Origin of the sequence: Acinetobacter sp. ABJ_C4_1 (genome assembly GCF_044538495.1) — a bacterium.
Lineage (GTDB): Bacteria > Pseudomonadota > Gammaproteobacteria > Pseudomonadales > Moraxellaceae > Acinetobacter > Acinetobacter nosocomialis_A.
This window is the reverse complement of the sequence record NZ_JBIUCQ010000017.1, coordinates 28,889-41,051: the sequence shown is the minus strand read 5'-3', so window position 1 is coordinate 41,051 and position 12,163 is coordinate 28,889. Positions and strand designations below refer to the sequence as shown.

At 39.3% G+C, this 12,163-nt stretch carries 13 protein-coding genes; 11 read left to right on the top strand and 2 right to left on the bottom strand.

The genetic code is table 11. The features are described from left to right. Positions 1-45 precede the first annotated feature (45 nt). A complete protein-coding gene (locus ACIF8R_RS16475) occupies positions 46-705 on the bottom strand; it encodes an epoxyqueuosine reductase QueH (protein ID WP_396482035.1) in 660 nt (219 codons plus the stop codon). A 424-nt stretch (positions 706-1,129) separates the two neighbouring features. Here ACIF8R_RS16475 and ACIF8R_RS16470 point away from each other — a divergent pair, with 424 nt between their 5' ends. The 4 genes from ACIF8R_RS16470 (at position 1,130) to ACIF8R_RS16455 (ending at position 4,546) form a co-directional block, all read left to right on the top strand. After that, positions 1,130-1,417, top strand: a complete 288-nt coding sequence (locus ACIF8R_RS16470) for a hypothetical protein (protein ID WP_263613420.1) — start codon at positions 1,130-1,132, stop codon at positions 1,415-1,417. A 208-nt stretch (positions 1,418-1,625) separates the two neighbouring features. Next, positions 1,626-2,078, top strand: coding sequence for a redox-sensitive transcriptional activator SoxR (gene soxR, locus ACIF8R_RS16465; RefSeq protein WP_263613421.1), 453 nt, complete (start codon positions 1,626-1,628; stop codon positions 2,076-2,078). A 160-nt stretch (positions 2,079-2,238) separates the two neighbouring features. Continuing rightward, a complete protein-coding gene (locus tag ACIF8R_RS16460) occupies positions 2,239-2,673 on the top strand; it encodes an I78 family peptidase inhibitor (protein WP_396482003.1) in 435 nt (144 codons plus the stop codon). A gap of 493 nt (positions 2,674-3,166) precedes the next feature. Beyond that, positions 3,167-4,546, top strand: coding sequence for an L-serine ammonia-lyase (locus ACIF8R_RS16455; protein ID WP_396482001.1), 1,380 nt, complete (start codon positions 3,167-3,169; stop codon positions 4,544-4,546). 43 nt (positions 4,547-4,589) lie between these two features. Here ACIF8R_RS16455 and paaZ read toward each other — a convergent pair whose 3' ends face one another. Beyond that, positions 4,590-6,692 carry a phenylacetic acid degradation bifunctional protein PaaZ gene (gene paaZ, locus ACIF8R_RS16450; protein ID WP_396481999.1) on the bottom strand — a complete coding sequence of 701 codons (2,103 nt, stop codon included), beginning with the start codon at positions 6,690-6,692 and terminating at the stop codon, positions 4,590-4,592. A 265-nt stretch (positions 6,693-6,957) separates the two neighbouring features. Between paaZ and paaA the strand changes: the two genes are divergently transcribed. From paaA to paaG, 7 genes are read left to right on the top strand one after another with little or no spacing between them, the layout of a single operon-like run. Then, positions 6,958-7,896, top strand: coding sequence for a 1,2-phenylacetyl-CoA epoxidase subunit PaaA (paaA, locus tag ACIF8R_RS16445; protein ID WP_000431128.1), 939 nt, complete (start codon positions 6,958-6,960; stop codon positions 7,894-7,896). A 32-nt stretch (positions 7,897-7,928) separates the two neighbouring features. After that, positions 7,929-8,219 carry a 1,2-phenylacetyl-CoA epoxidase subunit PaaB gene (paaB, locus tag ACIF8R_RS16440; protein ID WP_000389648.1) on the top strand — a complete coding sequence of 97 codons (291 nt, stop codon included), beginning with the start codon at positions 7,929-7,931 and terminating at the stop codon, positions 8,217-8,219. Between the two features lie 12 nt (positions 8,220-8,231). Then, positions 8,232-8,987 carry a 1,2-phenylacetyl-CoA epoxidase subunit PaaC gene (gene paaC / locus ACIF8R_RS16435; RefSeq protein WP_396481997.1) on the top strand — a complete coding sequence of 252 codons (756 nt, stop codon included), beginning with the start codon at positions 8,232-8,234 and terminating at the stop codon, positions 8,985-8,987. A 16-nt stretch (positions 8,988-9,003) separates the two neighbouring features. After that, a complete protein-coding gene (paaD, locus tag ACIF8R_RS16430) occupies positions 9,004-9,504 on the top strand; it encodes a 1,2-phenylacetyl-CoA epoxidase subunit PaaD (RefSeq protein ID WP_001177938.1) in 501 nt (166 codons plus the stop codon). Positions 9,505-9,527: 23 nt separating this feature from the next. After that, a complete protein-coding gene (gene paaE, locus ACIF8R_RS16425; RefSeq protein WP_396481994.1) occupies positions 9,528-10,589 on the top strand; it encodes a 1,2-phenylacetyl-CoA epoxidase subunit PaaE in 1,062 nt (353 codons plus the stop codon). Positions 10,590-10,597: 8 nt separating this feature from the next. Further along, the gene (locus tag ACIF8R_RS16420; RefSeq protein WP_396481992.1) at positions 10,598-11,371 is read left to right on the top strand and encodes an enoyl-CoA hydratase-related protein; all 774 of its coding nucleotides are present in this window, start codon (positions 10,598-10,600) and stop codon (positions 11,369-11,371) included. After that, complete coding sequence (paaG, locus tag ACIF8R_RS16415; RefSeq protein ID WP_396481990.1) at positions 11,371-12,162, top strand: 2-(1,2-epoxy-1,2-dihydrophenyl)acetyl-CoA isomerase PaaG; 792 nt, start codon at positions 11,371-11,373, stop codon at positions 12,160-12,162. Before ACIF8R_RS16420 ends, paaG begins: the two co-directional genes overlap by 1 nt. Position 12,163 lies beyond the last annotated feature (1 nt).

Genomic DNA, 12,163 nt, shown 5'->3' with positions numbered 1-12,163 from the left:
TAAATATAATTAAATATTTATTTTTAAATCGCTATAGAGATTTTTTTAATCTTCTTCCATAGCATTACTATAAAATTTAACACCAAGTTTAATACGATCTCGGCCATTACTCATGCGCCAGCGATTTGTATCGCGTAAAGAATATACACAACCACAATATTCTTGCTGATAAAATTCTTCACGTTTACTAATTTCGATCATACGGCTAGAGCCACCATTTTTACGCCAGTTGTAGTCCCAGTACTGGATTTCAGGATAGTGTGCAGCAGCACGAATCCCGCAATCGTTGATTTGAGCCATATTTTTCCATCGTGAAATTCCTAAAGAACTACTGATTAAACTAAACCCATGTTCATAAGCATATAAAGCAGTACGTTCAAAACGCATATCAAAACACATGGTACAGCGAATACCACGTTCAGGTTCATTTTCCATACCTTTCGCACGGGCAAACCAATTTTCTGTATCGTAATCTGCATCAATAAATGGAATATTATGTTTTTCAGCAAAGCGGATATTTTCCTCTTTGCGAATGAGATATTCTTTCACTGGATGGATATTGGGATTATAAAAGAATATAGAAAAGTTTATATTGGACTCAATTAATGCCTCCATTACTTCTCCAGAGCAGGGAGCGCAACATGAATGGAGTAATAATTTATTATGTCCTAATGGCAGTTCAAGTTTTTGTCTTTGAGTAGTCATCATAGAAAATTAAGATATATTTTTATGTATTTTAAGTTGTTTAAATCAATATTGAAATGAAATTTTTTCAATTTAAGATGAAAATATTTAATTATTAATTTTATTATATTAACTCAGACATAAATTAATCTATATTTTTATTTTATGAAATAATAAGCACATTATATTTATGCAATATTATAAAAGTTAATTTGATGTGTCAAAAAGCTCAATTAGATGGAAAAGGGTGATGGTTTTATAGTTTTGTAACTATTTGTCTTTTATATATTTATTTTTTATATTTTGATCTGGGATTAGTGTGATAGATGTCACAAATAAGTATTATTTTTTAAATTTAAATATTTTTTTAGATTTATATTTTTATTAAATTTATACTAAAACAGTTATTCTACTTTTTTAATTTGAGTATGTGATATTTTAAGATATGGACGATTGGCAATGTAAGTATTGTAATGGTTACATTATGGTTAATCATTCAAAGATAGAGGTAGGGGAAAAAGTTTACTTTTTGGTATATAAATTCGACGCAAAAAATGAAAGAAAAAAACTATATAAAAAAGGAACAGTGATCGCGCGCTGCGATAATATTTTACATATCGAATCAAGAAAGAAGACATATAAAATAGAAGAGGCTAAAGTCTATCCACTCGGTGCGCCCATGCCGTTTGTTTACAATATGTTTTGGATTTGTGGCTGTGAAACTAGACCCTAGTATTTTGTTTATGAAATCTGAAATGCAGTATTAATTTAAGTAATTTGATTATTTTTTATACATTTTGTCGGATCATATTTTTAATTCTTCTCATTGTTTAAAATTTCTATAAATAGTCTGAGCTGTTGAATTGTTAAATTTAGCTCTTTATTTGACAAAGTTTCAGCATCCTTTTATAAAACCTCAACTAAAGTTATGGTTAATAGAAATGACTGAAACGAATCAAAGCCGTTTGTTGACTGTAGGTGAAGTTGCAAAACGTAGTGGTGTTGCAGTTTCAACGCTTCATTTTTATGAATCTAAAGGTTTGATTAAAAGTATAAGAACCAATGGTAACCAACGTCGTTTTACTTTAGTTGTGCTGCGTTATATTGCAATCATTAAAATTGCGCAAAAGGTTGGTATTCCATTAGAGGAAATTAAACAAGCTTTAAGCAAGTACCCAATGGGATCTAAATTAACTGCGCAGCAATGGAAAGAGTTATCTCTGGACTGGCGGAAAAATTTGGATGATCGTATTCAAAAGCTTACGCGGCTGCGAGATGAGATGGATTGGTGTATTGGCTGTGGATGCTTGTCATTAGAACAATGTCCTTTAAGAAACCCAGATGATGTATTGGGACAAGAAGGCGTTGGAGCACGTATCTTAGAAAGATCGTAGCTCATACATCTGTTGCTTGATCTTGTTCATCATAATTTACCGCTTGGAATAATTTATTATTTTGTAAGTTACTCTCTATGAAGGTTTTTTATTGTAAACAACGCATATAAAACATGAGTTTTTTTGATATCTTTAGCTTTTTTAGTAAGAAGTAAAATTTATGAAAAAAACTATCTTTCTTGGATTAGCGCTTGTTTCGTTAACGGCTTGCTCAGCAGTACAACATAAAGAGTCAACTCCACCAAAAATTGGTTCACCAAATCCAGCAAGTAAATATTGTGTTGAGCAAGGTGGAAAATTAGAAATTAGAAATGAAGCAAATGGTCAGGTTGGGTATTGTCATTTGCCAAATGGTCAAGTGGTCGAAGAGTGGAAATTATTCCGCGATAACCAAGCTAACTGTGTAGCTGAAGAAGCTCAAAAATTAGTTGATCAGTCTGGCTTAACTGATGACCAAATCAAACAAAAAACCAAGTCAGAAATTGTACGTAGAGTCGCTCCAGGTCAGCCAATGACAATGGATTATCGTACAAACCGTGTCACTGTTACCATTGATCCATCGACTAAAAAAATTACCAACGCGAACTGTGGTTAATTTTTTAATTAAAAATTGATTTAAGACCGAACAAGAAAGCCTGTCAAAAGATGGGCTTTTATTATTTTATTTCACTTATTCAAAAAAAAGCCCCTAGCGGACTAGAGGCAGAAAAACTTCAGATGCAAGAACAGGTGAATTATGCATCTGAGTTAAGTAGGTTGTATCAAACCATGTAAAGCACTTTACCAGTAAAAATGAGTAAAAATAGGGGCGTGCGACTAATGGCTAATATATGCTGTTTGTTATTTATACAAATTGATGCATTAAATTAATTTAAGAATCATTTTAAACATCTACTAAAAAATAGAAGTCTTAAAATTTATGACTATGGACTCATGAGCTTAGGGCCATTGTTCAACCGTTGTCTTTTTGTGCGACTACCCAAGAGTTATTCGTGATTTGTGCTTGGCTTAATGATAATTTTAGAGCTATCCGAAAGGACACAATAATGACGAACATACGAATAATAATGAATCTAAGGTAGGACCCAGTGTTTATTAGTGTATTTGATCTTTTTAAAATTGGCATCGGTCCATCTAGCTCCCATACAGTTGGACCCATGCGAGCGGCATACAGTTTTGTGGATGATTTATTGAGGCAAAACGATTTACAAGCAACGGTTAAAGTTCAGGTGAATTTATATGGTTCGCTGTCGGCAACTGGCGTCGGTCATGCGACAGACAAGGCGGTTCTGTTAGGTTTAATGGGTTTTGACCCTGAACATATCGATACCCAAGTAAGTACAAGCTTGATTGAAGATGTTCTTGAAAATAAAGCCATCCAGCTTAATCAGCAAAAAACTATTTCTTTTGACTATAAGCATGATGTGCTTTTTTTAGATGAATCTTTGCCTTATCACCCCAATGCAATGGAATTGATTGCGTATAACGAGGCTCAAGAAATTTTATATGCAGAAACTTACTATTCGGTTGGTGGCGGTTTTATTGTTAGCCAAAGGCAATTAGCAACAACTCAAACTGAAACTAACGACGTTAAGGTTCCATATCCGTTTCACAGTGCGGCTGAACTTTTAAGCTTATGTAGAACTCATCATTTATCAGTGAGCGAGTTAATGCTTGAAAATGAAAAAAGCTGGCGGAGTGAAGCTGAGATTCGTAGCAAGATTATGGAAATCTGGAAAGTGATGCAGCAATGTATTCACAACGGATTAATTAATGAAGGCATATTACCGGGCGGATTAAACGTAAAACGTCGGGCTAAAAAAATTCACGATAAGTTATTAAATAAGAAAAACTCAAACCTGATTGTGACGACTTTTCATGCGATGGAATGGGTCAATTTATTTGCCTTAGCGGTAAATGAAGAAAATGCTGCTGGCGGTCGAGTAGTGACGGCACCTACAAATGGGGCCGCAGGAATTATTCCGGCAGTTTTATATTACTACGTGACTTTCTCTAAAGACTTTTCCGAAGATAAAGTGGTTCGTTTCTTTTTAAGTGCGGCAGCCGTTGGCATTTTATGTAAACTCAATGCTTCTATTTCTGGTGCAGAAGTAGGGTGTCAGGGTGAAGTCGGTTCGGCATGTGCAATGGCTTCGGCAGGGTTAGCCGAGATTTTAGGAGCATCGCCTGAACAGGTGGAACATGCGGCTGAAATTGGGCTTGAACATAACTTGGGTTTAACATGTGACCCGATTGGTGGTTTGGTTCAGGTGCCTTGTATTGAACGAAATGCAATTGCAGCCGTAAAAGCCATTAATGCAGCCCAAATGGCACTTCATGATGACGATGAACACTTTGTCACACTAGATAAAGTCATTCAGACTATGAAGGAAACAGGTAAAGATATGTCTGAGAAATATAAAGAGACTTCAAAAGGTGGCCTTGCTGTTAACGCCATTGAGTGTTAAAAAAATGAGATGGGGACGAGGTGACCCCATCTCATTTTAAACATTAAGCCTCGCGAGCAACTAAAGTTAAAATGTCGTAAGTTGCGACAAGTTCACCGCGTTGGTTTTTGACTTTAATATCCCATACCACAACGCCATGTGCAGGCTGAGACGGGTCTTTTTGTGGTTTAGGTGTTTTTTGCTTACAGGTGAGTTCAACCTGAATCGAGTCACCAATTTTAACCGGTTCAACAAAGCGTAAGTTGTCCATACCGTAATTGGCAATCACAGGGCCTTGTGCTGCATCTACAAATAGACCTGCTGCGGCAGACACAATGAAATAGCCGTGTGCCACACGCTCTCCAAAGAAAGACTCGGCAGCCGCAATTTTGTCAGTATGTGCATAGAAGTAGTCACCGCTTAAACAAGCAAAATTGACAATATCTGCTTCGGTGACTGTACGACGCGCCGTTAATAAACGTTCACCAATCACTAACTCATCAAAAGACTTTTTAAATGGATGTACACGGTCCTCATTAACTTTTGAGCCAGCAGTCCATGAGTGAGTAATTTGCGTCAGGCTATTTGGAGAGCCTTGAATTGCAGTGCGCTGCATATAATGTTTAACCGCGCGAATACCACCTAATTCTTCACCGCCACCTGCACGACCAGGGCCGCCGTGTACTAAATGTGGAAGTGGTGAACCATGACCTGTACTTTCTTTTGCTGACTCTGCATCGAGTACATGCACACGCCCATGCCAAGGCGCAATTTTTTGAATAATCTGCTCAATATTCTCATCGTTATTTTTAACGACAGAAGCCACTAAGCTACCTTCACCACGTGAAACAAGGTCAGCGAGTTCTTCAATGTTTTGATATGGCATGAGTGTACATACCGGACCGAAAGCTTCTGTGGTATGCACATGTGTCGCTTGTAAAGGTTGTTCGCACACCAATAAAGTTGGAGCGAAAAAAGCACCTTTTTCAGGATGGTCTGCATTAAATGTGAAGTTATCGTTGCCACCAAAAACAATTTTTGCATCTTTGCTGAGTTCGGCAACTTTTTCTGCAACGTCATGTTTTTGTTTAATGCTCGCTAAAGCCCCCATGGTGGTTTCTTCTTTTTGAGGATCACCCACCACAACTTTAGCAAGTTTGGCAGTTAGCTTCTCTTGCACAGTCGCTAACAAATTTTCAGGAACGAAAGCACGACGAATTGCAGTACATTTTTGGCCTGCTTTGGTGGTCATTTCACGGAAGACTTCACGCACAAATAAATCGACAGTTTCTTCATTTGCCTCAGGGCTTAAAATTGCACTGTTTACCGAGTCGGCTTCCATACTAAATGGAATCGAATATTTATTGAGGTGAGGGTGGTTACGCAGTTTTTGGCCTGTGTAAGCAGAACCCGTAAACGTGACACAGTCTTGTGGGCCTAACTGTTCTAACAGGTCATAAGTCTGACCACAAATGAGTTGTAGCGAGCCTTTTGGTAATACATGTGCCTCTTCAATGGCTTTTACAACCGCTTGAGTTAATTGGGCACCATCGGTTGCTGGTTTCACTATACATGGCACGCCTGCTAGTAGAGCCGGTGCAATCTTTTCAAGCATTCCCCAAATTGGGAAGTTAAAAGCATTAATGTGAACGGCAACACCTGCTTTAGGGCTTAAAATGTGTTTAGCGCCGAAAGTGCCGTTTTTAGAGAGTTGAATCCAGCTATCTTCAGTAATAATTTTTTCATCATTAAGTTCACGGCGAACCAGACTTGAATAAGCAAATAATGTCTGGATCCCGCCTTCAATATCAATCCACGCATCTTTACGAGTTGCGCCTGTGGCATAAGCAAGTTTGTAGAAGTCTTCCTTACGTTCAAGTAAATGTTGGGCAATTTGTTTTAACGCATTGGCACGTTGGTGAAACGTCCAGTTAGCCAGTTCTGAACCATTCTGTTTGGCATATTGAACAACACGTTTCATATCTATGCCATGACTACTTACGGCATAAATCGATTCACCTGTAATGGCATGATAAACGGTACGTAATTCTTCGTCAGACGAATGCCATGTTCCATAGACATAAGAAGCAAGATGAGGCAGTTGATGCTCAGACTGCTGAAAATCTGTGTCAGTTGAGGTTCCTTCTAGGTGTGCTTGTTCAAGCATGACCAAACTCCTTTTTTATTTGATACATCAATTATAAAAATTGCAAAAATATGATTCATAATTTCAGATTAATTTGTCTAAAAGTCAACTTTATTTTGATTTTTAAAAGTAAAAAAGTTTTTTACATTTAACTTAATTTTATTAATTTCAATAGCTTGTATTGTTTTGTTGCTGTAGATTTAATTTGATACTAAAAAATTAGTTGACTTTGTTTTTTGTGTATCGAAAAATAGATTTAAGGGTGATACCTACAGGGAATGAAAGAATGGAAAACAATTACCAGAAATTTGAACAAAATATTGCCAATGAAATTACGATCGAGGCTAAGGATCAAATGCCTGATGCCTACCGCAAAACATTGATTCGTCAAATCGGGCAACATGGCCATTCTGAAATTGTAGGTATGTTGCCTGAAGGAAACTGGATTACGCGTGCGCCGACTTTAAAACGTAAAGCGGTTTTGCTCGCGAAAGTACAAGATGAAGCGGGTCATGGTTTATATCTGTATAGCGCAGCAGAAACTTTAGGTGCTGACCGTGATGACATGATGGAAAAGTTGATTAATGGGAAAATGAAATACTCATCAATCTTTAACTATCCAACTTTGACTTGGGCAGATGTTGCTGCAATTGGATGGCTTGTCGATGGGGCAGCCATTGTGAACCAAGTTGCGCTTTGCCGTACCTCTTACGGGCCATATGCACGTGCAATGGTACGTATTTGTAAAGAAGAAAGTTTCCACCAACGTCAAGGTTTTGAAGCCATGATGGCTTTGGCAAACGGTACACCGGAACAAAAACAGATGGCGCAAGATGCAGTGAATCGTTTCTGGTGGCCAGCACTCATGATGTTTGGTCCAAGTGATGAGCACTCTCCAAACAGCGCACAAAGCATGGCGTGGAAAATCAAACGCTTTAGTAACGATGAATTACGTCAAAAGTTTGTTGATAACACCGTGCCACAAGTGTTGCAACTTGGCTTGGAAGTACCGGACCCAGATTTAAAGTTCAATGAAGAAACAGGCCACTATGAGTTTGGCGAGATTGACTGGCACGAATTTAATGAAGTAATTGCCGGACGTGGACCATGTAATCACGAGCGTATTGAAGCACGCCGTAAAGCATGGGAAAACGGCAAATGGGTTCGTGATGCAGCAGTGGTCTACGCGAAAAAACAGCAGCTTGAAGCGAACAAAGTGGCTTAACAAGATTTATGGAAAAATTTGAGGAAATCAAAATGGAAGATAAAAACAACTGGTCGCTCTACGAAGTATTTGTACGTAGTAAACAAGGCTTAAGCCACCGTCATGTAGGCAGCTTAAGAGCACCTGATGATGAAATCGCACTGCAACATGCTCGTGATGTTTACACGCGTCGTAATGAAGGAATTAGCATTTGGGTAGTTCGTTCAGAACTGATTAAATCTTCACAGCCAGATGAAAAAGCTGAATTTTTCGATCCTTCTTTAGACAAGGTTTATCGTCATCCGACTTTTTACCATATCCCAGATGGCATTGAGCACATGTAAGGGGAATGGCAAATGAATCATTCAGTTTTATCTAAATTCTTATTACATATTGGCGACAGTCAACTGGTTTTATCTCAGCGTTTGGCTGAATGGTGCGGGCATGCACCTGAGCTAGAAATTGATATTGCCTTAGCAAATATCAGCTTGGACTTGTTAGGTCAAGCAAGAAACTTTCTGACTTTGGCTGGTCAATATGATGAAGCTAAGCGTGATGAAGACCAACTTGCGTATTTCCGTACAGAACGTGAGTTTTTAAACCTTTTGTTGTGTGAACAACCCAATGGTGACTTTGCACAAACGATTGTACGCCAGTGGTTGATGGACCATTACCATCTTCATTTATTTACGGCTTTAACACAAAGCTCACTTCCTGAATTAAGTGCGCTTGCTGTCAAATCTTTAAAAGAAGTGAAGTATCACATCCGCTTTTCGACTAGCTGGATGGAACGTTTAAGTTTAAGCACAGATGAAGCACATCAACGTGTACAAGACGGTTTAAATAATTTATGGCGCTTTACCGCTGAATTATTTGAACTGAGTGCAGACGAACAAGTATTAGTTGCAGAAGGTGTGATTCCAGATTTTTCAAATGAAAAAGAACAATGGAACCAAACCATTGCAGATGAGCTTAAGCGTTTTGAATTAAATGTTGCTGTGAACGGTGCTTATCGCCGTGGTGCGAAACAAGGATTGCATACCGAGCATTTGGGTTATTTATTGGCTGAAATGCAATGTATTCAAAGAACTTATCCGGGCATGACCTGGTAAGACAAGGAGGTGAGCCATGCAAATGATTCGTCATTGCATCGACCAATGTTGGGATGTTCTACAAACGGTAAGTGACCCTGAAATTCCGGTTTTATCGGTTGTCGATTTGGGCATGATTCGCGGTGTAGAGATTAACGATCAACAAGAAATTATTGTTCGTCTAACTCCGACATATAGCGGTTGCCCAGCAACAGATATGCTCAAAGCACAAATTGTGGAGGCATTTACCGCAGAAGCTTTGACACCGGTCAAAGTCATGGTCGATTTATCAGAAGCATGGACCACGGACTGGATGTCTGAAGCAGGGAAAAAGAAACTGCAAGTTTATGGCATTGCACCACCTGAGGGGTTGGCGCATCAGTGTGGAACTCACGTTCATTTAAATGATGGTGTCGAGTGCCCACGTTGCAAAAGCCGACATACCCGACTGTTAACAGAGTTTAGTTCCACCGCCTGTAAAGCACTTTATAAATGTCAGGACTGTCTTGAGCCTTTTGATTACTTCAAATGTATTTAAGTCTTTAGATAAGGAAATCAGCCATGAGCCAATTTGTACCATTAAAAGTAAAAAGTATTACACCGCAAACCGATCAGGCAATTTGTATTGCATTTGACGTTGTACCTGAACAACAAGAACAATTTCAATTTCAACCGGGGCAACATTTAACCATTCGCCATTTAACTGAAGCGGGTGAAATCCGCCGTTGCTATTCAATTTGTAGCTATGCGGGCAAAGAAGACATCAGTATTGCGGTTAAAAAAATTGATCAGGGTCAATTTTCAAACTGGGCAAATGACCATTTAAAAGTGGGCGATGTGCTTGAAGTCATGCCACCACAAGGTGTGTTTTTTCAAAAAGCAGCCAAGATGGGCGGACAAAACTATTTAGGCGTTGCTGCGGGTAGTGGTATCACGCCAATTCTATCAATTATTAAACAAGTTTTATTTGAACAACCTGAAGCTAACTTTACCTTGCTCTATGGCAATCGTTCATGGAAACAAACCATGTTTGCCGAGCAAATTATGGATTTGAAAGATCAGTTTAAAGAACGCTTTCAACTCATCAATATTTTTTCTCGTGAGTTCAACGATAGTGAACTGATGAACGGTCGTATTGATGCAGAAAAGCTTAAGCAACTTTTTGATTTTGAAGTGCTTGAAAAAAACTTTGACCATGTTTTTGCCTGCGGCCCGGACGAAATGATGAATGCCGTAGAAAATACTTTACCGAACTTTGGTATTGCCAAAGAGCGCATTCACACCGAACGTTTCCATACAGGACAAGCGCGTAAACGTAGTGTTGAAGCGGATGCAAACCGTAAAGAAGAAAAAGTAAACATCATTTTAGATGGTCGTGAGCTGATTGTTTCTGTGGCTCAAGATGATGAAAGTATTCTTGATGCGGCTTTACGTGCGGGTGCCGACTTACCGTATGCATGTAAAGGTGGGGTGTGTGCGACCTGTCGTTGTAAGGTGCTTTCTGGCGAAGTTGATATGTTCCTTAACTATAGTCTTGAAGAAGATGAAGTTGAAAAGGGCTATGTGCTGAGCTGTCAGACCTTACCAAAAGGCTCAAATGTTCGCTTGAGTTTTGATGAATAGAGGCTGTCATGCAAGAGTTGATCAAAGCCAGTACAGCTGCTGACGGTGTTTTATTATTAACCCTAAACCGTCCAGAAAAAAGAAATGCTTTAAACAATGCAACATTGCAGTGTTTATGCGAGTTGCTCGAAGAAGCTGAACATAATGCTCAAGTCAAAGCAGTGGTTTTAACGGGTAACGCTCAGTGTTTTGCGGCTGGAGCAGATCTTAGTGAGTTGGCTGCAATGGACGCCGTGTCTTTGCAACTCGATATTCGCCCGAAGCTTTGGCAGAAAATTGATGCGTTTAGTAAGCCACTCATTAGCGCAGTCAATGGCTATGCCTTAGGCGCTGGGTTTGAGTTGGTTTTGCATTCAGATATGGTGATTTGCGGTGAAAATGCCCGTTTTGCTTTACCTGAAATTGGTCTTGGTATGTTGCCGGGTGCAGGCGGAACACAGCGTTTAGCGCGCTTGGTTGGACAACAACTCACCATGCGCTGGGCCATGACAGGTGAGATGATTTCGGCAAAACAAGCCGAGCAACATGGCATTTGTAGTCAAGTGGTTCCGACCGAATTAACCGTTGAATATGCGGTTCAACTTGCAGAAAAAATTGCCAAACAAGCGCCTTTAGCGATTCGCGTGATTAAACAATCAATTAAAAGTATTCATGAAACAACGTTAAGTCAGGGACTGAAGTTTGAACGTCAAAACTTTGTCTGGCTGGCGGCTACAAAAGATCGAAACGAAGGGATTAATGCTTTCTTTGAGAAAAGAAAGCCAGTGTTTAGAGGTGAGTGATGGACTATCAAAATATTATTGCTGAAGAAAAAAATGGTGTTGGCTACCTGACATTTAACCGCCCAAAAGCACTGAATAGCTTTAACGTTGATATGCACCGTGAAGTGGCCGAGGTTTTAAACCAGTGGACCAAAAATCCGGATGTCCGCTGTGTTGTGATTAGTGGCGAAGGCCGTGGCTTCTGTGCAGGACAAGATTTAGGTGATCGTGTAGTAGACCCAAACGCTGAAGCTCCAGATTTAGGATATTCCATTGAAACTTACTATAACCCGCTCATTAAAACGATTGTAAATATGCCAAAGCCTGTGATTTGCGCCGTAAATGGTGTAGCAGCAGGTGCAGGGGCAAATATTGCACTGGCGTGTGATTTGGTGATTGCAGCTAAATCGGCAAACTTTGTACAAGCCTTTTGCCGCTTAGGTTTGGTTCCAGACTCTGCGGGTACATGGTTTTTACCACGTGCTGTAGGGCATGCGCGTGCGATGGGATTGGCTTTGTTAGGTGACAAGCTACCAGCAGAAACCGCAAAAGAATGGGGCATGATTTGGGATGTGGTTGAGGACGCTGAGCTTAAAGAAAAAGTGACTGAACTCGCTGAACGTTTAGCGAAACAACCTACTTTTGGTCTATCTCTCATTAAAAAAGCCATTCATCAATCAAGCAATAACACCTTTGAAGAGCAAATGCTGTTAGAACGAGATTTACAACGTATTGCGGGTCGTTCAGAAGATTATCGTGAAGGGGTACAAGCCTTTATGAATAAACGTGAACCAAATTTTAAAGGGCGTTAAG